The 23,197-nt window shown below is 74.8% G+C and carries 14 protein-coding genes; 10 read left to right on the forward strand and 4 right to left on the reverse strand.

Annotated elements, in window-relative coordinates:
• The first annotated feature begins 3 nt into the window (after positions 1 to 3).
• From ACFVYR_RS05040 to ACFVYR_RS05075, 8 genes are read left to right on the forward strand one after another with little or no spacing between them, the layout of a single operon-like run.
• Positions 4 to 6,258, forward strand: coding sequence for a CHAT domain-containing protein (locus ACFVYR_RS05040; protein WP_384248549.1), 6,255 nt, complete (start codon positions 4 to 6; stop codon positions 6,256 to 6,258).
• On the forward strand, positions 6,255 to 6,614 hold the full coding sequence (locus ACFVYR_RS05045) for a hypothetical protein (RefSeq protein WP_384248551.1): 360 nt from the start codon (positions 6,255 to 6,257) through the stop codon (positions 6,612 to 6,614). Before ACFVYR_RS05040 ends, ACFVYR_RS05045 begins: the two co-directional genes overlap by 4 nt.
• Complete coding sequence (locus ACFVYR_RS05050) at positions 6,607 to 7,047, forward strand: nucleotide exchange factor GrpE (RefSeq protein WP_384248552.1); 441 nt, start codon at positions 6,607 to 6,609, stop codon at positions 7,045 to 7,047. Before ACFVYR_RS05045 ends, ACFVYR_RS05050 begins: the two co-directional genes overlap by 8 nt.
• Entirely contained in the window at positions 7,044 to 9,185 is a 2,142-nt protein-coding gene (locus tag ACFVYR_RS05055) for an Hsp70 family protein (RefSeq protein WP_384248554.1), read from the forward strand. Before ACFVYR_RS05050 ends, ACFVYR_RS05055 begins: the two co-directional genes overlap by 4 nt.
• Positions 9,182 to 11,182, forward strand: coding sequence for an Hsp70 family protein (locus ACFVYR_RS05060; RefSeq protein ID WP_384248556.1), 2,001 nt, complete (start codon positions 9,182 to 9,184; stop codon positions 11,180 to 11,182). The genes ACFVYR_RS05055 and ACFVYR_RS05060 overlap by 4 nt, the downstream gene beginning before the upstream one ends.
• A gap of 54 nt (positions 11,183 to 11,236) precedes the next feature.
• Positions 11,237 to 12,616 (forward strand): hypothetical protein, encoded by a 1,380-nt coding sequence (locus ACFVYR_RS05065; RefSeq protein ID WP_384248557.1) that lies wholly within the window; start codon positions 11,237 to 11,239, stop codon positions 12,614 to 12,616.
• Positions 12,613 to 13,107, forward strand: a complete 495-nt coding sequence (locus tag ACFVYR_RS05070; RefSeq protein WP_384248559.1) for a hypothetical protein — start codon at positions 12,613 to 12,615, stop codon at positions 13,105 to 13,107. Before ACFVYR_RS05065 ends, ACFVYR_RS05070 begins: the two co-directional genes overlap by 4 nt.
• Before the next feature lie 3 nt (positions 13,108 to 13,110).
• A complete protein-coding gene (locus tag ACFVYR_RS05075; protein WP_384248560.1) occupies positions 13,111 to 15,225 on the forward strand; it encodes a hypothetical protein in 2,115 nt (704 codons plus the stop codon).
• Here the strand turns inward: ACFVYR_RS05075 and ACFVYR_RS05080 are convergent.
• The 4 genes from ACFVYR_RS05080 to ACFVYR_RS05095 all read right to left on the reverse strand — a co-directional run bounded on the left by ACFVYR_RS05080 (position 15,215) and on the right by ACFVYR_RS05095 (position 20,653).
• Positions 15,215 to 16,564, reverse strand: a complete 1,350-nt coding sequence (locus tag ACFVYR_RS05080) for a protein kinase (RefSeq protein ID WP_384248562.1) — start codon at positions 16,562 to 16,564, stop codon at positions 15,215 to 15,217. The genes ACFVYR_RS05075 and ACFVYR_RS05080 overlap by 11 nt on opposite strands.
• Positions 16,558 to 17,475: a protein phosphatase 2C domain-containing protein gene (locus tag ACFVYR_RS05085; protein ID WP_384248563.1), complete on the reverse strand. Its 918-nt coding sequence runs from the start codon at positions 17,473 to 17,475 to the stop codon at positions 16,558 to 16,560. Before ACFVYR_RS05085 ends, ACFVYR_RS05080 begins: the two co-directional genes overlap by 7 nt.
• Positions 17,472 to 18,131 (reverse strand): tellurium resistance protein, encoded by a 660-nt coding sequence (locus ACFVYR_RS05090; protein WP_384248724.1) that lies wholly within the window; start codon positions 18,129 to 18,131, stop codon positions 17,472 to 17,474. Before ACFVYR_RS05090 ends, ACFVYR_RS05085 begins: the two co-directional genes overlap by 4 nt.
• A gap of 137 nt (positions 18,132 to 18,268) precedes the next feature.
• On the reverse strand, positions 18,269 to 20,653 hold the full coding sequence (locus ACFVYR_RS05095; RefSeq protein WP_384248565.1) for a GTPase-associated protein 1-related protein: 2,385 nt from the start codon (positions 20,651 to 20,653) through the stop codon (positions 18,269 to 18,271).
• A gap of 202 nt (positions 20,654 to 20,855) precedes the next feature.
• On the opposite strand from ACFVYR_RS05095, the gene ACFVYR_RS05100 reads away from it, so the two are divergent.
• Both ACFVYR_RS05100 and ACFVYR_RS05105 read left to right on the forward strand, forming a co-directional pair.
• A complete protein-coding gene (locus tag ACFVYR_RS05100; protein WP_384248567.1) occupies positions 20,856 to 21,731 on the forward strand; it encodes an alpha/beta fold hydrolase in 876 nt (291 codons plus the stop codon).
• Positions 21,728 to 23,062 (forward strand): cytochrome P450, encoded by a 1,335-nt coding sequence (locus ACFVYR_RS05105; RefSeq protein WP_384248569.1) that lies wholly within the window; start codon positions 21,728 to 21,730, stop codon positions 23,060 to 23,062. Before ACFVYR_RS05100 ends, ACFVYR_RS05105 begins: the two co-directional genes overlap by 4 nt.
• The last annotated feature ends 135 nt before the right edge of the window (positions 23,063 to 23,197 follow it).

Raw genomic sequence — 23,197 nt, forward strand, 5'->3', positions numbered from 1 at the left:
GCCGTGCTCGCCTACGAGGAACTGCGCATCCGGGTCCGCCGCGTCGGCGCGGCCCGCTATCTGCTGGCCGCCAACGGCCCGGCGTGCGGAGCCGAGGTGATCGCGGTCGGCGCTGAGCCCGCGGCGTTCCGTGAGCAGTGGGACCGGCTGATCACGGCGGAGCTCGGGCTCGGCCCGATGGGCGAGCAGCACACCGTGCCCCAGCTGCGGGATCTGGGACGCGGCGTGTTCCGGCTGCTGTTCGGGGGCGACGACGGGGAACCGGCGACGAAGGACGCCGCCGAGGGGGGCGGCACACGGGGAGAGGGACTGGGACAGGGAGAGGACGCGGACGCGGACAAGCAAGGCGCCCGGGTCGGCGCGTGCGTCGAGGCCGCGTTCGACCGGGCCCAGCGGATGCGTCCGGCGCGCGGGCTGCGGATCCGCTTCGATCTGCCGCCCGAACTGCGCGGCCTCCCCCTGGAGACGCTGTGCGCGCCGCCCGGCAGCCCGCAGCAGACGCTCGCACTCAACTACGGCCATTCACTTGCCCGTTCGCTCCCCGGAGGGTCGCTGGCGCAGCGGCTGCCGGAAGCCACGGACGAGCCCAGTGTGATCCGCCTCCTGGTGGCCTGCGCGTCACCCCGCGGCCTTGCCCCGTTGCGGGTAGCCGAAGAAGTGGCCGCGCTCCGCCAGGACCTTCCCGAAGTGGCCGTACAACTCACGGTGTTGGAGCGGACGACACGGGCACGTCTCGACGCGGCGCTCGGCACGCACTCCGAGCTGCCGACAGCCGTGCTGCTGATCGCGCACGGGTCGTACGACGAGGAGATCGGCAAGGGCGTGGTGGCGCTCGAGACGGGGAGCGGTGGCGTCGACCGGGTGCCCGCGGATCTGCTCAGCGCGACTCTGCTGAACGCACGCAGGCTCAGGCTCGTAGTGCTCAACCTCTGCTCCGGGGCGGACAGTTCGCACCTGGAGCCGTTCTCCGGGATCGCGCAGGCCCTGATCGGTGGCGGTGTGCCCGCCGTGGTGGCGATGCGGGGGCGGGTCAGTGACGTGTCGGCGGGCGCGTTCAGCCCCGAGCTGCTGAAGGGCATCGCGGCCAACAAGAGCGTCGACGAGGCGATGGCCGCCGCGCGGCTGCGCATCTACCACCAGCCGGAGCACACGGCCGTGGAGTGGGCGACGCCCGCGCTGTTCCTGCACGAGGGGTGCAGGCAGGGCTGGTTGTTCAAGGCGCGCGAGGTGCGGGACGACGAGTTCGGGGCGGGCGCGGTGGCGGATCCGCTGCGGGAGGGCGCGGACGCGCTGCGGACCTTCCAGAGCCCCGTCGGCCACGTCGGCTCTGCCGTCCTGATCGGCGCGGCCCGCTTCCAGCGCGACCTCGGGCACTGGGAGCAGGTGCAGCGGATCCTGCGGACGCCGACCCAGATCTACGCCGATGAGCAGCGGTACATGCGGGCCGAGGCGGCCTTCGAGCAGGCCTGGCCGGAGCTGGAGAAGTTGTGCGGGCTGCTCGCCGGGGAGCGTGACGCGGCGGGCGCGCGGGCGCAGCTCGCCGTGGTGCGGTCGCGGCTGCCGGGCCCGGCGGCCGAGGCGCTCGCGTCGGAGGTCGAGGGGCTGAGCAGGGTCGCCGCGCTGGTCGAGGAGGCGCGGGCCGCCGAGGCGGTGGCCGACTGGACGACGGCCATCGGTCGTTACGAGGAGGTGCTCGCCACCAGGCCCGGCGGGCTGCGGGACGTGTCCGAGCGGCTCGCGGTGGCGCGCGACGAGCTGCATGTGGCGCGGACGTGCGAGTCCGCGGAGCGGGCGCGGCGGGCGGGCGACTGGGGCACGGCCGCCCGGGCGTACGCCGCCGTCCTCGCGCTGCGCCCCGGCCACGGTACGGCGAAGGCCTGGGGCACCTATGTGGGCGGGCGGGCCGCCGAGGCGAGTGGGGACTGGCGGGCCGCGGAGTCCGCGTACGCCGCCTGCGCCGAGCTCGACGACGCGGTGGCCCGGGGGGCGTACGCGCGGGGGCGGGTGGCCGCGGAGGCCGGGGCGTGGGCCGCGGCGCGGGACGCCTTCGCGCAGGCCGGGCCCGGCTGCCGTGCGTGGCAGGGGTACGCCGCGGGACGGGCGGCCGAGGCGGCGGAGCTGTGGGGCGCGGCGGCGGAGGACTACGCGGTGGCCGACGGCTTCCTGGACAGTGCGGTACGCCTCTTGTACGCGCGCGGCCGGTGCGCGGCCGAGGCGGGCCGCTTCACCGAGGCGCTGACGGATCTGGCGGCGGCGGCCGGGCGGGACTGGGACACCGAACCGTTCCTCGGCGATCTGCGGCACCGCGTGTACGGGGTGGCGCGGGCCGCCGTGGAAGCGGGCGACTGGCCGACGGCACTCACTCAACTGGCCCCGCTGCCTGCCGACTTCCGGCAGGTGCGGGCTCTGAGGCGTTACGCGGAGGGCCGGTTGGCGGCTGTCGCGGGTGACTGGAGCGCGGCGGCGGAGGCGTTCGGGGAGTGCGGGGTGGCGGCCGGGTGCGCCGTCGCGGGTGACGCCGGGCCCCCGAGGAGCGAGGGGAACGGGCTTCGGCCCGGGGACGGCGGGGGCGGGGCGCGGGCAGAGGTGGGCGTTGCGGCACCGGGCGGGGAGCGGGTGCGGGGCGGACCCGACGCGGTCGGCGCCTCGGCAGGCACCGGCGGACCACCCGACCACGAACGCGCACCGCGCGGCCCCGCCGTACCCCGCACGCGAACACCGGACCCCGCCGGGCAACGGAGGCCGGACGCACCGGGCACACCCCGTGCGACCACCGAAAACGGCATGCCGCCCGACGAAGAGCACGCCTCATACCGACCGGACGCACCCCACCCGTCAACGCAGAACGGCGGACCACCCGACCGCGAACGCGCGCCGCGCGGCCCCGCCGTACCCGGCGCGCGAGCAGCGGCCGACAGAGCGACGGTCGCAACAGGCGGTGCCCCGAACCGCGGCCGGGCCCCGGATGCGCCCAGCGGTCCGCCGGACCACGTGCCCGCCGACGCCGGTGACCTGTGCGCGTACTCCCGTGCGCGTCTGTGTCAGGCCGAGCAGCGGTGGGACGGCGCGCTCGCGCTGTTCGCCGGGCTGCCGTCCGAGCTGCTCGACGTGGCCGACCAGGTGCTGTACTCCCGCGGGCGCGCCGCCGACGCGCGAGGCGAGTGGAACGGCGTCATCGACGGTTTCGGGCGGCTGCCCGACACGTACGCGGACGGCGAGGTGGGCGTCCGGCGCCTGTACGCACGCGCGCGCGTGGCCGCCGATCTGCGCGGCGACTGGGCGGCGGTCCTCAGCCTCCTCACCGGCGTACCCGACGCGGCCCGCGAGGGCGCGGTGGCCGCGCTCCGCCGCAAGGCCGAGGGCCGCCGGGCGGAGGAGAACGGCGACTGGTCGGCGGCGTGCGAGATCCACGGCCGCGCCTTCCCGTGCGGCCCGCCGGAACCTGCCGTCGCGACGCCGGATGCCACGACCCCGGACGGTCCCCACTCCGGGTCCGGCGCGGTATCCGGAGGAGCCGAAGCCCCCAGCACCCCCTCAACCGAAACCCTCGCCCCCGAACCCCTCCACCTCTACCTCTACGCCCTCGCCCGCACCCACGAGCTGGCCGGGGAGTGGCGGGACGCGGTGCGGGTCTACGGGGCGATGGACGACGGCTGGGCCGATGTCGGTGTCCGGCTGCGGTACGTGCGGGCGCGGCTCGACGAGGAGGAGGCCGGGGACGGCGCGGCGTGGCAGCGTGTCGCCGACGCCTACGCGGCGCTGGAGGGGGACGGCGTGCCGGGCGTGGACGTCGCCGCGCGGGGGCGGTACGCGCGCGTGCGGGCCGCCGAGGCCGACGCGGACTGGGCCGGTGTGGCCGCCGAGGCCGACGCCCTGGGGACGCACCGTGACGCGCCCGCCGTGGCGGCGTACGCACGCGGCCGTCTCGCCGACGCGCACCAGGAGTGGCAGCGGGCCGCCGACGCCTTCCGGCAGTGTGCGGGGCACCGGGACGCCGACGCCCACCTGGCGTACGCGGAGGGGCGGTTGCTGGAGGCGGCCGGGCGGTGGAGCGCCGCCGTCGCCGCGTACGAGAGGGCGGGCGGCGCGCTCGACCGGGCCGACGTGCGGTGCCGCAGGCTGCGGCGGCTGATCGGTCTGCTGCCCTGGGCGGACGGGCTGACCGGCGCTCCGCTGGTCGCCGATCCCTTCGCCGTACGGGACCAGACGTTCCCCTATCTCGCCCTGCGGGACGCGGGTGTCGACCCCGGCGCCTCCATGGACGCGGTCAAGAACGCCTCGTACGCCCTGCTCGAACGCGGCACCATGTCGTGGCACGAGCGCGTCGCCCTGGAGCGGCTTCGGCTGCCGGGGCGGCGCCTCCAGCTCGACGCGCTGCTCTACCGCTGGCACTCCCCCGACGCGCTGCGCGCCGCACTCGCCGAGCTGTCGCCGGACGAGGGCCCCGGCCTCCTCGACGCGCTGTGCGAACGCTCCCCGCAGGACGCGCCGTTGCTGCTGCTCCTCGCCCGGGACCGGGAGGCGGCCGCCGCCGAGTGGGAGCGGCGGCTCAGGGAGGCGCCCGGCGACATGGCCGTGCTGCACGGGCTCGCCGCCGCCCGGCTGTGGCAGGCGCAGGAGCTGGAGCAGAGCGGGGCGTGGGAGCACGCGGTACGGGCCTGGGAGTCGGCGCTCGCGTACTGGGCGACACTGCTCAGCGACGACGAGTACTGGGACGGCTGGCGCGCCGAACGTGCCGCCGCCTACCGGCGCGATCTGACCCACGACGACATGGCGTCCCTGCGCTGGGAGCTCAGCCAGCACCTCTTCGGTCTCATGTCGGCGTACGAGCAGCGGCACGCCGAGCAGGACCGGCCCCAACAGGCCGCCTCCTACCAGGTGTTGGCGGCGCTCCTGGAGTCCGAGCTGGGCGGCGCGCGCGTCCTCAAGGACGTGGGCGGCCTGCCGTCCGTGCCGGGCGCGGGCGCCACGCTGGCCTGCGGGCCGCGCTACCTGCGGCTGCTCGCCCTTCAGGAGCCGCTCGCCGAGCTCGCCGCGGGCCTGGACGCGGCGGCGCAGCAGGGCAAGGAGCCCGGCGAGTATCCGGTACGCGAACTGCGCTGGGCGTTCTCGGAGTTGGCCCAGAGCTTCGCCCTCTCCGAAGTACGCAAGTTCGAGGCCGCGCTGCGCTCCCTGCCCGCCTTCCGCACCCTGATCACGCTGCCGGACGACTGCGCGGGACCCACCTCGCGGGCGGAGCACACCGGGGAGTGCCACCACTGCCGGGACTTCCTGCGGCGCAACCCCGCCTACGTCCGCCTCCCCCGGCGCCACGCGCGCCTTCTCCAGGACGGTGTCGAGCTCGCCGTGCACGTCCGCCTTGCGCTCGCAAGGACGGCGCTGACCCGCGGCGACGGCGGCCTCGACGAGGCGCTGACGCAGTGGCAGGAGCTGGTACGGGTCTCCCGCAACGCCGGGATGCAGGCCCGCTCGAAGAAGGCCGTGATCCGCACCGTGCTCGGCCGCGTGGAGGCGCTCACCGACGAGGAGGGCCTCCAGCTCGGCCCCAGCCTGGACGAGGCGGTCACGCTCGTCGAGTCGGTCATCGCCATCCTGCACCCGCTCGACCGCGAGCTGCTGAGCCAACTGCACGCGAAACTCTCGGCGTTGCTGTCCATGCGCGGCGTGTGGCGGGGGTACACGCGCACCAAGCACGGCATGCGCTCCGACATGCCGGGCGCCGAGGCCGACCTGCGCCGGGCCCTCGCCCTGAACCCGGAGTCGAGCCACGCCCGCGACAATCTCGCGCGGGCCCTCGTCTTCACCCTCGACGAGCGGACGTACGAGGTGCCCGGGCGGCTGAAGCTGCTCCACGAAGCGCTCGGCCACCTCGACGTGGGCCTGGGGCAGGCGCTGACGCACCGCTACCGCGAGACGCTCGGCGAGGCCCTCGACGAGATGGAGAAGCTCCTCACCCGGCATCTCGGCGTCGAGGGCATGGGTGACCTGATCCGCAGCGACGGACAGGAGACCCCGCCCGGCGACGACGAGCTGCCCGCGTGGGCGGCCGAGTTGACCGGCAGGGCGGAGCGGGCGCTGCTCGGCGGCGACATCCTGTGGGCCCTGCACCACCTGATCCGCGCCACCCGCGCGGAGCCCACCGACAGCCGGATCAGACAGGCCCTGCTCGGCGCGGCGCAACGCTGGCTCGCCGAACTCGCCACCGGAACCGAGGCAGTGACCGGAGCACACGAGAACGAAGGAGGCAGCGTCGCGTGATCGAGGACCCTTCCGGGGGACCCACCCCCTATGAAGTACTCGCCCCGGCGGGCGTCACCCCCTGGACGTCCCACAAGGACATGCAGGACGTGTCCTTCGAGCTGCTGGCCCGGCATCTGATGACGCCCGTCACCCAGCAGGCGTGGGACGAGCTGCGCGGCGTGCGCCGCAGGCTGCTCAACGACCTGCTCATGTACGACGTGGACCTGGCGGCCGAACTGCCGCGGGCAGCCGCGGACATCGATCGGGCGCTGGCCGCCGAGCCCCCTTCGCGGGCCCCGGCGCAGGACCCGTCCGGCCCCCTCCCCGAAGCCACCGCACGCCTCCTCGACGACCTGATCCGGTTCGATGTCTGACCCGGCGGCCCGGCTCGCCTACGAGCAGTACGAGCACGCCCGCGCGCTGGCCGCCCGCGACGCCGCCCACCGGGCGCTCACCGAACGGCTGTTGCTGCGCTGCGCCGACGTCCTGGACTCCTTCGACCGGCTCCTCGCCGACGGCGCGGCGAGCGATGTGGAGACGTATCGCGGAAGCCTGGCACTGATCGCCGGGCAGCTGGAGAGGGACTTGGCCGAGGAGGGGCTCGAACGCGTCGGGCACGTCGGGGAGCGGGCCGAACCCGCCACGCACCACATCGCCGACGTGCGCCCCGCGCCGCCCGGCACGGACGGCGACGAGGTCCTGGAGGTCGTGCGGCGCGGGTATCGGTACCGGGGGCAAGTGCTGCGCGCCGCCCGGGTGGTCGTCGCCGTCGACGGCGGCACGGAGCAAGGGACGGAACGGGAATGAAGGCCATCGGCATCGACCTCGGCACCACCAACAGCGCGGTCGCCGCCCACGACCCGCACCGCGCGGGCATCGCGGTGCTGACCAACAGCAAGGGCGAGCGGCTGACACCGTCCGTCGTCGGCCTCGTGCACCGCGAAGGCAAGGACCAGCCGCTGGTCGGCGAGGACGCGCTGAACTGGGCGGTCAGGCAGCCCAAGGAGACCGTCGTCTCGGTGAAGCGCCTGATGGGCCGCGACCTCGCCGACACGCCGGTGGTGCAGGCGCGCGACCGGATGAGTTACGACATCGTGGCGGGCCCCGACGACGACCCGCGCGCGTACGTGCTGCTCGGCGGGCGTGCCCGCACTCCCGCGGAGATTTCGAGCGTGATCCTGGACAAGCTGGTCAGGGACGCCTCGCGGGTGCTCGGCGAACCCGTGACGCACGCCGTGATCACCGTGCCCGCCTACTTCAGGGACGCGCAGCGCGCCGCCACGCGCGAGGCCGCGGAGAAGGCGGGCCTGGTGGTGAAGAAGATCGTCGACGAGCCGACGGCTGCCGCGGTCGCCTTCGGCCTGCACAAGCCGGGCGGCGAACGCAGCCGGGTGCTCGTCTACGACCTGGGCGGCGGCACCTTCGACATCTCGATCCTGAACACGGTCAAGGACAAGGAGGGCAGAAGCCAGTTCCAGGTCCTGCGGGCGGCCGGGGACATCTGGCTGGGCGGGGACGACTTCGACCTGGCGATCGTGGAGCGGATCATCACGTGGATGCGGGAGGAGCACCACGTGGACCCGGCCGGCGACAAGGCGTTCCTGTTCCAGGCGAAGAAGGCCGCCGAGCGCGCGAAGCGGGAGCTGAACGACCTGCCCGAGACGTACATCGTGATCCCGGCCGCGTACCGCAGCGAGAACGGCGTCCTTGACGTCGAGATGAAGCTGACGCGCGGTGAGTTCCAGGCGATGATCGCGCCGCTGGTCTCGCGGACCATGAGCCTGGTGCAGGAGTCCCTGGCCCGCTACGAGCTCTCCACGGACGACATCTCCGACGTGCTCCTGGTGGGCGGCGGCACCCTCACGCGGCCCGTGTACGAGGCGGTCGAGGCGTTCTTCGGCGCGGGCAAGGTCCGCAGGAACATCAACCCCATGGAGTGTGTCGCGTTCGGCGCGGGGGTGCTCGCGGAGACGCTGAGCGGCGTCGAGTGCTCGGATCCGGAGTGCGCCAAGGTCAACGAGTACGGGGCGGAGGCCTGCACGGCCTGTGGCCGCAGCCTGGCCGACGGGCGCTCCAAGGGCAGGACAGGGCTGTACGAGTCGACGCCGATGGCGATGGGCATCGCCGCGATCAAGGGCAGCCAGCGCGACGTGTTCGTCGAGATCATCGAGGCGGGCTCGCCCTATCCGCTCTCCGAGCCCCGCAGGCGGACGTTCCACGCGACGGACAGCCGCCGCATCCGGGTGCCGGTCTACGAGGGCGACAGCAAGGTGGCGAGCGAGAACCACGAGCAGGGCGTGGTCGAGTTCGAGCTGCCGCAGGAGATCGAGATCAACCGCCAGGTGGACGTCTCCTTCAACTACTCGGAGGACCGGATCATCACGGTGCGGATCTCCGTGCGTGGCACGGACATGACCCTGGAGGCCACCCCCAACCGGGAGAAGCCGCGCACCCTGCCCCCGGAACCGGTCGAGGAGCTGGACAGCGCGGTGCTGCGCGAGCAGCTCGGCTACGCGGAGCGGGAGGCCGACCACTTCATGAGGCGGTACGGGCCCTACATCGAGCCGGTGCAGGCGATGAAGGTGCGCCGCGACATCGAGCAGGCGCAGCGGGCGGCGGCGATGGGCGACAGCGGCGAGTACAAGCGGCTGACCGAGCTGCTGCTCGACGACATGTACCGGCAGTGCGGCCTGGCGAGCCAGTTCCGGCAGGCGGAGCTCGCCTCGGAGGGCGCGCCGCCCGACACGGTCCGGCAGATCAACGAGGCGGTCGAGTACGTCAAACAGGCCCACCGGCAGGGCAACCGGGTGCAGACCGCCCAGCAGGCCCGCAACCTCGTGAACCTGGTGGCGGTCGCCCAGTCCGAACGGGCCGTGCCGACGCTGCCCGACAGGCCCGACTACGAGGGCATCCTGCGGTTCTCCGAAGATGCGGCGGGCGGATGACGCAGACCCGGCAGGACGGCCGGACCGTGCTGGGGGCGGCGCCCGTCAGCCTCGGCATCGACTTCGGCGCCACGGGCATCCGCGCGCTCCACGCGCTGCCGGACCGGCCGGGGCGGCGCCTGGCGCCGGAGTGGGGCGACGGGCCGTGGCTGCTGTGCGAGCCGGCCGAGGTGGGCGAACTGCCGGTGACGTTCCCGAGCCTCAAGAGCCGTCTCGGCAGCGGGCGTCCTGTGCACCTCGGCGGAAAGCCGGTCGACGCGGACCGGATCGTGGCGCGCCTGCTGCGGTCGGTGCGGGAGCGCGTGGAGGCGGCCGCGCCGGGGCGCGTGACCCAGACGGTGATCAGCGTGCCCGCGCACTTCGGTTCGGCGCAGCGGGCGGCGCTGCGGGACGCGGCGCACGGGGCGGGCCTCGAACCCACGCGGCTGATCAGCGACTCCATGGCCGCGGTGATCGGCCACATGACGGAGCGGGACAGCGGCACGTGCCTGGTCTACGGCATGGGGTACGAGGGGTTCGAGCTGGGCCTGATCCGCAGTGTGCGCGGGCACTTCCGCTCGCTCGGCTACGAGGGCGGGGCGACGTCGGGGGGGCGCGCGTTCGACGCGGAGACGCTGTCGTCGGCGGTCCGGCTGCTGCGCAGGAACCGGGGCGCGGGCTCGGTCACCGGGGTGGACGCGTCGGTGTGGCAGGACTTGCGCGCGCGGGGGCAGGAGGCGCGGGAGGCGCTCGGGGCGCCGGGCGGCCCCTCGGCGGCGGTGCTCGACCTGGAGCTCGGCGGCGGACCCGCGCTGTGGGTGCGGTTCGCGCGGCCCGATCTCGACACGTATCTGGAGCGCCATGTGGGCCGCACCCTGGACCGGGCGCAGGCGCTGCTCGACCAGTCGGGCATGACGTCGTCGGACGTCGACACGCTGCTGCTCGTGGGGGGCAACACCCTGATGGAGCAGGTCCGTTCGCGTCTTGCCGGGCTCGGCAGGCAGAGCGTGCAGGCGCCGCCCGAGCTGCTCGCGCTCGGCGCGCTGAAACACGCGGTGCGGCTGGCGGGCGGCGCGGCCTCCTCCGGTCCCGCCGCCCTGGAGGAGGGCCCGCTGGAGCCGGACGCGTCGGCCCACGACACCCTCTCCGACGCCCCGCCGCTCACGGCGACGCTGGTGGTCGGGGAGGAGCGGGAGCCGGGGGGCGTACGGGGCGGGGACCGGGTGGAGACGGGGGTACGGGAGGGGGGCGCCGCGCGTGATCCGCGTGTCGACGCCGGCACGAGTCCCGTACGGGACCCACGGGTCGCGCACGACGGCGCCGGGGTCCGCGACGTGGAGCGGGCGCGGTGGCTCGTCCGGGAGGGGCGGCAGGGGGAGGCCGCGACGCTTCTGCGCGAGGTCATCGCCGAGGCCACGGAACTCCTCGACGCCCTGGACCGCCCCGCGCCCCCGCCCGACCACCCACCGTCCGGCCACGCCCCGCCCGGCCCCCTGACGACGGGAACCATCCCGCCCCAGCAGGACGGTCCCGCCACCGCACCGGCCCTCGACCCCGCCTCGCTGCACCGGCTCGCCCGCGCGCAGACCCTGCTCTCCCTCGGCCGGTACGAGCACGCCGTGCAGGCCGCGCACCGCGCCTGGCAGGATGCGGCGACGCGGCCGACGGGGGCCGACATGCTGGACGCGATGATCGACGTGCACTGTGCGGCCGCGATGGCCGACATGGCGCCCGAGCACTTCGCCGACGCCGAGCGGTGGCTCAACTGCGCGTACAACCACGATCCGACGAACGTTCGAGTGCGCGGCCTCCTCGCCGAGCGCACCTTCCGGCATGCCGTGGAACTCGACCGGCGCGGGGAGCGGGATGAGGCGATTGAGACCTTGCGGAAGTGCCTGACATGGGACCCTGAACACGCCGACGCACAAACGCTGTTGCGGCGACTGAACCGCGACGGCAGGAACCGCCGTGGCAGGGGGGACGTCCTCGGGCAGAGGCCCCTCGATCCGCCCCCGTAGGCACCCCGCGACAAAGCCCGGGGACGCGTCCCGCAAAGCCAGGGAGGGAACCGCTTGACGCCCGCACAACTGCTCGACAAGGCCCTGATCGTCAAGGAGCTGCGGCGCCTCGCGGGCCTGCCCGCGCTGGCACCGCGCTCCGCCGAACTGACCGTCCTCCACCAGGACCTCGCCGGGTCCAACCAGCTCGACCGGTGGGCGGAGATCGACCTCGTCCGGGCCTACGTACGCCCCGAGAGCGTCCGGGCGGCCACCGGCCGGGCGCCGGGACGGCACGACCGGCTCCTCGAGGCGGCTCTCGGGGTGCTGGTCTTCGTGCCGCTCCTGATCACCTGGTTCGGCCTGCGGGAGGCCGTGCACGCGTACGGGGAGCTCGCCAAGGACGATCCCAAGGAATCGACGCGCCCCTTCCTGCAACTGTGGCAGTCGGGTTTCGGAGGGCATCTGTCGGCGTTCGGGCGCTTCGAGAACGTCGCGCTGATGGCGGTCGTCCTGATCGCCCTGCTCGTCGCGCTGTCCGTGTGGCACGGGCGCGTACGGGTACGCACCGAACGCCACGAGGAGACACAGGACGCGGACGAGGACCGGCTCCTCGCGGAGCTCGCGTCGGTGCTCACCCGCACCCAGATGCTGCTCGCCCCGCACCGCGCCGCCTCCCCGCAGCAGTTCACCGCGCAGCTCACGAAGGCCGCGCAGACGATGCAGCTGGTGACCCACAAGGCGGAGCAGAGCCACAAGGCGCTCAACGACGCCACGACCTGCGTGGGTCAGGCCGTCAACGCGCTCAGCCAGGCGACGCGGGCCCTCACGACGGAGGTGCCGAAGCTCGGTGACGCGGCGCACCGCATCGACACCTCCCTGCGCGTCGGCACGACGGAGACCGTCAAGGCGGGCCGGGCCAACGCGGACGCGGCCCGCGGGATCGCCGATCACGTCAAGTCGGCGGGCAACACCGTCGAGGCCTCGCTCAAGGCCCTCATCGCGGCCCAGCAGTCGCTCGTCGTGAAGTCCGAGTCGGTGGCGAGGGCGACCGAACTGGCGTCGCAGGCCCTGGTGTCGAGCACCGGCCGCACCGGCGAGGCGGTGGAGGGCATGCGCGAGGCCACGGAGCGGTGGGACGCGGCCGCGGCCCACTGGCAGGACGCCGCGGCCCGTCTCGACGCCCGCATGGACGCGCTGACGGGCGCGCTCGCCCCGAACGGGAACGGGGCCTACGGGACGAACGGCGGTACGCACGGGTACGCGTACAGCAGCCGCCTTGCCGATGGCAGGGCCGCCAACGGGGGCCCGAACGAGGGGGGTTCCGTCCCCGGGCCGAGCCGCCCCGTCGACCCGCCGGTGGATCCCGCACCCGACACCCCGCTCGATACCCCGCTCGATCCGCCGACGACCCGGCTGCCGCCACCCGCTCCGAGGGGCGGGGGCGCCGCGTGAGCCGAGGCCGGCGTCTGCGGCGGCGCGGCGGACGGCTCGGGATCGTCGTGCTCGCGGGGTGGCTCTTCGCCGATCTGCTGCTCGTGCTCGCACTGGTGTCGATGGGCGACCGCCCGGACCCGAGGGCCGACGACCGCCACGACAAGCCCACGCCGTCGAAGAGCGGTCCGCCCACCCCCACCCCGGTCGGGCCGCGCTCCGTGGACCGCCACCCGCAGGAGTTCGAGGTGGCGGGCGACGACAAGGGCGACATCGTCGAGCAGATCTCGAAGGACACCCGCAAGTGGCCGGGCCGCGAGGCGGCGCTCGTCCTCACCTTCGGTGGCAGCCCGAACGGCAACGCCTACGCCCACCGCGTCAACGGCCTGCTCGGCAGGGCCCGCCCCGAGATGTTCACCAGGAAGACGGCCACTGACGACTACCACAGCCTCGGCAGGCCCGCGGAGACCGCCGTGGTCCGTGTGTACTTCTACACGGCCCCGGGCGACTGAGCCATGGCGGTCCTGCGCCCCGGCGAAGACCCGGGAACGCGCGGCGCCCACGTGCCGCCGCCCGTCCTGCCCCGCTGCCCCGGCATGCGCGGGTACACCCAACTCCACGAAGCGCTGCGGCAGTTGCGCTTCCGACACGCGGCGGACGTGCTGCGCGCGCCGGCCCCCGCCCCCGCCCACGACTCCGTCTTCGGGACGCTGCCGAGGGCCACCACGGACGACGGCTTCCGGATCCTCGACGGGCTCTGGTTCCCGGGCCGCGGCGGCATCTGGCACCGCGTCGACCTCGCGTTCGTCCGGCGGGCGCGCGGTCAGTGGCTGTCCTCGTCGGACCCGCGCGCCGACACGGCGGCGGCCCTGGTGGACACGCTGGAGACCCTGGTGCGGGACGACGCGATGGGGCTGCGGCGCCTGGTCCTGTGGGAGCTCTGCTGTCTGCTCAGGGACGGCGGCGAACGGCCCGGCGAGGCCGAGGCCACCGCCCTCGGCGTGCACCGCGCCGACGCGGGCCCGCTCGCCGCCGCCGTCGCCGCGGGCTTCCCCGTGAACGGCCCGGCCCGGCACGCCGCCGAGACCCTCAACGACATCTGGCCCGGGGTGCGGCTGCGCGAGGCCGAGCGGACCATGGCCCGGCTGCCGCGCGCCTCGGAGTACCCGGACGGGCCGGACGACCACCGCCTCGCCGCACTCGTCGACGCCGTCCGCGCGCGGTCCGCCGAGGTCACCCGGCTCACCGCGGAGGGCGCCGCGGCCGAGGCCACCGGCGCGCCGCGCACCGCCACCGGCGCCTGGCTCGCCGCGCTCCGCCTGGCCGCGGACGACCCGGACGCCCGGACGGGCCTGCTGCGGGCGGCCACCCTGCTCGCCGACAGCTCCCAGGCCCCGCCGGGTTCGGCGGTGGCGGCCGTGGCCGAGGAGCGTGCCGTACGCCTGGCCTGGTGCGCGCCGCCGCGCCGCGCGGACGGCGTCTCGTACCGCGTCCTGCGCTTCCCCGACGGCGCCCCGCACCTGGCGGCCGAGACGGTCGCGGCAGGGGGCGACCTCGGCGCCGTCGACGCGGACGCGCCCGTCGGCCGCCCCCTCCGGTACGCCGTCGTCCCGCTGCGCCGGGGCCGCGTCGCCGGCGTCCCGCGCGTCAGTGCCCCCGTGCTGCTCACCCCGGTCGTCACGGAACTGCGCGGCACCGTCGTGCCCGGCGGGGTGCGGCTGAGCTGGCGGCCCGATCCTGCGGCGGCCGAGGTGCGGGTGACCCGGTCGGGCACCCGGGAGGACACCGACGGCTGGGGCGGGTCCTCGCTCGTACGGGTGGACTGCGAGCTCGACCGGCTGCTCGACGTGCCGCTGGCGCCGGGAACGTACACGTACGAGGTGCGCTGCGGCTACCGCGACCCGGACGGCGACCTGGTGTGGTCCCGCGGGGTGACGGTCGCCGCCCGCGCCGAGCGGTGGCCCTCGCCGGTGGAGGAGCTCACCGTGCGCCGGCACGCGGACGGCGGGCGGGTCACCATCGCGTGGCGGCCCCCGCGGCTCGGCGACGGCCTGCTCCTGCCGTGGACCGGGAGCCCGGTCGCACCGGGCACGGACGTCTCCGGGCTCGTCGGCCGGGCGGACCGGATCCCGGCGACCGCGTCGGGCACCGAAGCGTGCGCCGAGCTGCTGCCGCCGCCCCGGCAGCGGGTCCGGGTGACGGCGGTGAGCGTCCTCGGCGAGCGGGCCGTCTCCGGACCGAGCGTCGTCATCGAACACCCGGCGGCCATCGGCCGTCTGACGGTACGTCGGGTTGCCGACGATCGGGCCGAGCTGTACTTCGACTGGCCGGAGCCCGCCGTCCTGGTGCGCGCGGCGTGGACCGACGGGCAGCGCGGCGGCGAACGGCGGGTGGCCCGCAGCGCGCACCGCGCGGAACGCGTCGTCGTTCTCCCGGTGTCCGCCGGGGAGTGCGTCGTCACCGTGACGCCGCTGCCCCGCCCCGACGCCGTGGCGATCGGCACGGAACCGGCCCGCGCGGTCCTGCCCGCGGCGCCTTTGCCACCGCCGCCGCCCGCGCCGGCGTGGTGGCGGGCGTGGTGGCGGCGCCGACGCAGCCGCCGACGCCCCTTCCCCGCCCCTACTCCTTGACCACGGCCTCCGTCCCGCCGCCGAACTCGATCAGCAGACCCGACCGCAGCGCGATCGTCTTGCCCGGGTCGACGTCGCGCACCGTCCCGTCGTCCTTGCGCGCCGTCCACACGGACCCGGTGCGGTTGGTGAGGCCGAACCTGCCGCGCTGCTGCGGGTGTTCGGTCACCTCGCCGACCACGGCGGAGAAGTCGTGCCGGTCGGGGTCCTCGCGCAGGTGGTGGGCGTAGACGCGGGCGCTCGGGGCGAGCCGGATGCCGCGCCTGGTGCGGAGCGTGCCGGTGCCGGTGACCAGTTCCAGGCGGGGCGGCAGCGTCAGGACGGTGCGGCACTTCCAGCAGGGCGGAGGCGCGCCGTCGGGCTGTGTCAGGTTCTGCTTGCCGCACACGGCGCACTGGGTGATGGCGTCGAGGACCTGGCTGAGCGCGTCGCGCCACTGCGACTCGCGCACCCGCAGCTTGGGGCTGCGCAGGCCGTCCGTGAACGTCCGGATGAACAGGTCGCGCAGGATCTGCGGCAGCGCGCCCCAGGTCGCCTCGACCGTCGGCTGCTCGCCGGGCACCGGACGGTTGCGGGTGTCGGCCGGATCGTAGACGAAGACCGGGTCGGTGCCGTACAGGCGGCGTTTGGCGGCCTCGTCCATGCAGCGGATGTTGAGCGCGAGGGCGCCGTTGAACGGGTGGTCGTTCATCAGGAGCAGGAAGAGCAGCACGGCCAGGGAGTGCAGGTCGCTCTGGGTGCCGGGCTGTGTGCCCTTGTCGCCCCGGACCAGCTCCGGCGCCATGAAGTCCATGGTGCCCGCGACGGCGGCCTCGGCACCCTCGACGACCGCGTTGTCGTTGTCGCAGACGAGGACGGAGCCGTCGCCCGGGTCGAAGAAGATGTTGCCCCAGTTGATGTCGCGGTAGGCGATGCCGCGGGAGTGCAGGGCGCGGTAGGCCTCGACGGTGTGCAGCGCCACGGTCACCAGGGTGCGCATCGTCGCGGAGGCCACGGAGGGGTCGCGGCGGAACAGCGCGGGCAGATCGCGGAAGCGTGCGGGGCGTACGTCCATGAGGTAGCCGAAGCCGGGCTGCTCGCCCTCGGGGTCCATCACGATGGCGGTGGGCCACAGGAAGCGGGGGTCGTCCCAGCCCTTGGCGATGAGGCCTTCGAGGATCTCCCGCTGGCGGGCGTCGGCGAGCTGGGGGTAGTACCACTTCACCGCCCGGTCGCCGGTGGGGGTCTGGACCCGGTAGACCTCGCCCTGGCCGCCGGAGCCGAAGAGCTCCGCGACCTTCAGCGTCTCCCCCGACTCGGCCACCAGGGTCTTTCCGGCGGCGAGCATGCCGTTCACCATTCTGTTCCTCTCTGCCCTTGACGTTCGTCGCTGCGTTTTGAGGACACCGTTATGGCGCCCACGAGGGTGGTGTCGTCCCCGGAGAACTTGGCGGCCCGCCGCAGCCAGTCCGGGAGCTGCGCCTGTACCGCCGCCACACCCTGTCCGGCGGCGCGGCTGCCGAGGCCGGTGGCGAAGTCCAGGAAGCCCTGGTGGTCGGCGAAGCTCTTGGAGAGGCCGTCGGTGGACAGCAGTACGCACGGTGGCGCGCCGCCGGTGAAGGGCTGCCAGTGCAGGCGCATCTTGCGCCAGGGTTCGGGCTCGCAGAGCGAGTCGGTCTCGTCACCCATGTCGGGTCCGGTGGAGAGCGGGGTGTGCGGGGTACCGCCGCCGTCCACGAGCACGAGGTCGCCGTCGCCCAACTGCCAGCAGAACAGCATGTGTTCGGTGAGTACGGCGCCGATGAGGGTGCTGCCGTAGGCGGCGAGGTCGGGCCGCGGGCGTTCCGGGACCCCGGAGTGTGCCGCCCGGAGCAGTGCGCGGGCGCCGTGCGCGGGCGAGCTGGCGTCGTACCACCGGGCGCGTTCGTGCCAGCTGTGGCCCACCTGCTGCGGCAGGCGGCGCGCCTCCTCGCGCAGCACGGGCCATCCCGCGGCGTCGTCCCCGACGCGCGCCGCCTCGTGGGCGAACGCCCGCGCGCACGCCGTGAACTCCTCGACCGCCCACTGCGCCCCGAGGTCGCTGCGGAAGTGCGCGGCGCTGCCGTGCCCGTCGGCGACCGCGAGGACGACCGCGTGGCCCCCGGCGGCGGGCAGCGCCGCGCTGCGGTCCTGGCTGTACCTCTTCGCCACGCCCTTGACCGCGCCGTCGAGCAGCGCCCACGGCGCGGCCGGCGCCGGGCCCGGTCCGGTCGTCTCCTCAAGGCCGGTCACCAGATGTCGTCTTCGCCCTTGGTCAGCGACGGGACGTCGATCGGCGTCGTGGGCTTGGTGCCGTCGTCGAGCTTCGGGGTGGAGGCGTTGGTGACGACCGCGGTGGACATCCAGCGGATGGCGGCGGCGAGCTGGCGGGGGTTCTTCGCCTGGAGGGGCTCCAGTTCGGGGTTGCCGAGGAACTCCTTGAGCATGCTCTTGTCCGCGTCGTCGCCGATGGCCACCGCGACGCGCACGGCGCGCTTGCCCCACGGCGTGTTGTCGATGGCGCGCAGCCCCGCCCGCCAGTCGTCGGTGGGCTGCCCGTCGGAGGCGAGGGCGAGCACCGGGGGCAGGGCGCGCTGCGGCATCGGCGGGGTCTGCAGGGCGCCCGCCGCGAGCTTGAAGGCGGCGCCCATGTCCGTGCCGCCGTAGATGTGCACGTCCTCCCAGGAGAACTGGTCCACCGGGGTGGGCGCGCCGACGTGCCAGCTGGCACCGCTGGCGAAGGTGATGGCGCGCACGAGGAGGGAGGCGGCGGGGTTGGACTGGGCGGCCTGCTGCATTTCGGGGATGGCCTCGCGGATGGCGAAGTTGAGTTCGCCGATCTTGCCGTTGACGCCCATGGACCCCGAGCAGTCGAGCATCCAGATGAAGTGCACGGGGCGGCTCGCCATACTGCCGCCGGGGAAGTTGTCGACGACGGTCTCGCTGGTGTCGCTCACGCTGGTCCTTTCGTGGAGTGAGAGGGATTGGTGGGGCGGCGGGGCCGCCGCGGGCGGCCGGTCCGCGCTCGCCGCGGGGTGGTGCACGGTCAGTTCCGCTCCTGGGCCACCCGGTGGCGCCACGCGGTCCACTCCTGGACGTCCTGCTCCTCCCGCTGGAGGACGGTGGCCACCTGTCCGAGGTGGTGCTCGTCGAGGTGTCCGAGGACGGGTGCGAGGGCCCGGTCGAGGAGCTCTTCGGCGACCGCGCGCCACTCCGCGGTGACGCCGTGCCGCCTGCGGGGCCGCCACAGGTAGTAGTACGCCGCCAATTCGGCCGGTCTGCCAGGGAGTTCGCGGGTCATGCGCGCGCACCGCTCGGCGTCCAGTGCCTCCGCGCGGTAGGCCTCCAGCAGGTCGGGGCCCGCGACGAGGAGGATCGGCAGTCCGTGCGGGCACGCGTCGAGCGGGTTGGCCCGGGCGAGGGCGCGGCCCACCCGTTCGTCGACGCCCCGGCGCAGCACCGTACCGAGCGGTGACACTTTGCGGCGCAGCTTTCCGAGGCGTTCGGCGGACGTACCGTTCAGGGGCAGCCGGCCGTCGAGGAGGTCCTGGGCGGTCACGAGCAGTTCGGCGGTGTCGCGGTCCTGGGCGCCCAGCTTGGAGTCGTGCCGCATCTTCCGGGCGAACTCGACCAGTTCGACGTCGCAGTCGTCCGGCTCCTTGAGCCAGCCCATGACGCGGCGGCCGAGGTCGGCCTCGATGATCAGGCGGGGCGTGCAGGTGCGGGCCACCCAGGGCTGGTCGGCGCGGTCCGGCGAGCCGTTGCGCCACACGATGCGCCACAGCAGCCGCAGCGTCGCGACGTCCTCGACCCGGTGCCCGGCGAGGAACTCGGTGAGCCGTTCGAAGAGTTCGGCGCCCCGCAGGTGGTCCGGGGGGCCGCTCCAGTGCGCGGCGGCCGCGGCGAGGCGGATGGTGAGCGGCGCGTCCTCGATGTTGCTCCGCAGCCAGTCGCCCTGGGGGGAGTCGGCGAGCGCGAACAGGCGGTCCAGCTTGCGTTCGGTGAAGTCCACCAGGAGGAGCCGGAACACCCGGCGGGTGAAGGCGACATGGCCGAGTGCGGTCAGGACCTCGACGGCCTGCGCGCAGTCGCGCCCCTCGGGGTGGAGCAGGGCGTCCGCGAGCCGGTCCATGGCCTCGGCGAGGCCGGGCCCGCCGTCGGCCCCCACGGCGAGGGCGAGCCGGAGCGGCTCGGTCCAGGTGGTGACGGGGCCGCGGAGCCGGGCGCGCAGGGCGTCGTCGGCACGGCTCCCGTACTCCTCGCGCAGCTCCCGCCACGCCTCCTGGCCGAGCGGCAGGCCTTCGAAGCCGGCCAGGTCGGGCAGGTCGTCCCGGCCGCGGGACGCGTCGAGCCGGTGTCTGACGAGGGCGAGGGCGAGGGGGCGCGCCGCGAGGGCGTGGTCGCCGTCGAGGCCGCGGCAGAGGCGGTCGAGTTCGTCGAGCGTGTGCGGGTCGCTCTCGCCCCTGCGCACGGACCGGGCGAAGGCGTCGAAGACGGCGGCCAGGGACGCACCGCTCAGGCCCGCGAGTTCTGCGCCGGAAGGGGCGCCCGTTCCGCCGGTGCCCGGCTCGCCCTCGTACGCGCCCAGGAGGAGCGGCAGGAGCGCGAAGGGGTCGTCGGGCCGTGCCGTCGCGCCGGGCACCGGGCGCGGCGGGTTCCCCGCGAGCCACCGCTCGGCCGTCAGCCGGGCCCAGGCGTCGGGCTCGGCGGGCGGCGGGCTCTCCGGCCCGCCCGTGCTGTCGTGCACGCGGTACAGGTACTCGACGGTCGCGTCGTCGGAGCGGTCGAACACCACGTCCGGGCCGATGCCGACGATCTGCTGCGGGGCGCGGCGCGGGTCGGTGGTCCACGTCGTGAACGTCAACGCGGGGACGTACGCCTCGGGCAGTGAGGCGCAGGCGAGCGCGACCCAGCGGGCCACGGTCTCCGCGTCCTCCTCCACGAGGACGATCTGCCGCCCCGCCGGGTCCTCGAAGAGCCGGCGCACATCGGTGAGGAAGGGCGCGACGCGGTCGGCGCGCGCCCTGGCGAACTCCACGAGGAGCCCCGGGTCGAAGTGCGCCTGGCGCACGGGCAGCCCGGACTCGACGAATCCGGCGCCCAGCGTGTCGTCGCCGCTCCGCTCCCAGCCGTCGGCGCGCCAGGTGTCGATCGGCCACGCGGGCCCGGGGCCCGGGGTGTCGGCGCTCAGGTGCAGCACTTCCACGCGCTGTTCCGGAAGGCCGGTGCACAGGAGCCGTCCGCCGTCCGGGAGGAGGCTGTAGCTCAGTTCGCCGCCCGCGCCCATGACACGCTCGACGGCCGCTCCCAACGCCTGTGTTTCCTCGCACGGTTGCTGCCCGGAGCCGGCCGGATCCGCGAGGATCAGGCGGGGGGCTCCGATGTCGTCCGGCTCCTGCTCGAACCGGTAACTGAGGCGACGGATGGCCATGCCACATTCTGACCACCCGCGGCACCCGCCCGCAGGCCGTCCGCCAAGTTCACCCCCGCACCGGCGCGCACCCGTCGCCCCCGAAGTCGAACGCCCTGCCGAACCACGGGCACCCTTGCGCGCCGCCGGGGTTGGGGACACCGTGGTCACGGTCCCGCACCCGGCCGGGGCCCGCCCCGCCCCGTCGGCGATCGGAGCCACAGTGACCCCCTTCCCGCTCCCCCACACCCTGCTCGGCGAGGGCCCGCACAAGGTGATCGCGGTGCACGGCTGGTTCGCCGACCGGACGGCGTACGGGCCGGTGCTCGCGGATCTCGACGGCGGTGCGTTCCAGTACGCGGTGGTGGATCTGCGCGGGTACGGCGAGGCCAAGGACGCCCCCGGCGCGTACACGACGAGCGAGGGCGCAGCGGACGTGCTCGGGCTGGCAGGACGGCTCGGCTGGGAGCGGTTCTCGCTCGTCGGGCACTCCATGGGCGCCGGCGTCGTGCAGCGCGTCCTGGCCGCGGCGCCGCAGCGGGTGCGCCGCCTCGTCGGGGTATCACCGGTACCGGCAACCGGCCTCCAACTGCCGCCCGACCAATGGGAGTTGTTCGCGGGCGCCGCGCACACCCCGGAGAACCGCCGCACCATCATGGACATCACCACGGGTGGCGTACGCCCCCGGGCCTGGCTGGACCGGATGGTGCGCCGCTCCCTCGCGGTCAGCGACGCCAAGGCGTTCCGCGCCTGGCTGGACTCCTGGGCGTGCGACGACTTCCACGCCGAGGTCGCGGGGTCGCCGGTCGCGGCACTCGCCGTCACCGGGGCGCTGGACCCCGCGCTCTCCGCGGACCTCATGCGCGGCACGTGGCTGCGCCACTACCCGCGGGGCGAGCTGGCGGAGCTGCCGGGGGCGGGCCACTACGCGATGGACGAGGCACCGCTGGAACTGATCCGCACGGTGGAGGACTTCCTGCGCGCCGACGAGGGTGCGGGCGGGGGCCCGGACGCCGTCGGTGGGGGCTCGGACGCGGCCGGTGGGGGCTCGCTCGACGAGGGGCGCGCTCCCGACGCCTCCCCGGGCGGCGCCGCATGACCCTGCGCGACCGCGAAGGCGACCGCGACATACCGACGGGCACACCGCCCGTCCCCGACGTCTTCGATCCCCGGCTGTACGCGGACGGCGTCCCGTACGACCGCTACCGCGTGCTGCGCGACCACCACCCCGTGGCCCGGCAGGAGGAACCGGCGGTGCTCGGCTGGCCCGCGGGCCCCGGCTTCTGGGCGGTCACCCGGCACGCGGACGTGGTGCGCGTCCTGAAGGACCCGGCGACGTACTCCTCGTACCTGGGCGCCACCCAGATCCGCGATCCCGCGCCGGACGACCTGCCGTTCATCCGCCGCATGATGCTCAACCAGGACCCTGCCGCGGTCTCCCGCTGCCCCTCGGGCGGAGCGGGCGCCACCGACCACGGCAGGCTGCGCCGTCTGGTCAGCCGCGCTTTCACGCCCCGGCGGACCGCGCGCCTCGAGGCGGGGCTGCGCGAACGGGCCAGGACGCTCCTTGACTCCGCCGTCGAGGAGGCCCGGAGGGGCGACGGCACCTTCGACGTCGTCAGCGCCGTCACCGACGAGTACGCCCTGCTCAACCTCGCCGACCTGCTCGGCGTCCCGGCGGCCGACCGCGGCCTGCTCCTGCACTGGACGCGCCGGGTCATCGGCTACCAGGACCCGGACGAGGCGGCGGCACCCGTGCCCGGCCCCGACGGCGAGCCGCTGAACCCGCGCTCGCCCGCGATGCTGCGCGACATGTTCGCGTACGCGCGGACGCTGGCGGCGCACAAGCGCGAGCACCCGGGCGACGACGTCCTGACGACACTCGCAGCCGACCCCGAGCTCACCGGCCCCGAACTGGAGATGTTCTTCTTCCTGCTCACCGTCGCGGGCAACGACACCGTGCGCGCTGCCGCGCCCGGCGGCCTCCTCGCGCTCGCGCGGAACCCGCGCGAGTACGAGCGGCTGCGCGCCGGGGCGGCCCCCGCCGCCTCCGCCGTGGAGGAGCTCCTGCGATGGCATCCGCCGGTCCTCAGTTTCCGGCGCACGGCGACCCGCGACACGGAGCTGGCCGGTACGCGTATCGCGGCCGGTGACAAGGTCGTCGTCTTCCACGCCTCGGCCCACCACGACGAGCGCGTCTTCACCGACCCGCACCGCCTGGACCTGTCCCGCTCCCCCAACCCCCACGTGGCGTTCGGCGACGGCCCGCACGTCTGCCTGGGCGCCCACTTCGCCCGCCTCCAGCTACGTGTCTTCTACGAGGAGCTGGCCCGCACGCTGCCGACCCTGCACATCACGGAACCGCCCCGCCGACTCGTCTCGCACTTCATCAACGGGGTGAAGTCGCTGCGGGTGGAGGCGGGCGGCTGAGGGGTCGGCGCCCGCGTCGTCCGCCCACCCCGAGCGGGGTCGCGCGCCGCTCCGCCGCATCCCGCCCGCACATCACGATCAGATCTCACTCACTCCCCGCGCCTCTCCCACCCCTTGCCACACCCGCGTGTAATC

The organism is Streptomyces sp. NPDC058284, from assembly GCF_042881135.1.
In the GTDB taxonomy this organism is placed as follows: Bacteria; Actinomycetota; Actinomycetes; order Streptomycetales; family Streptomycetaceae; genus Streptomyces.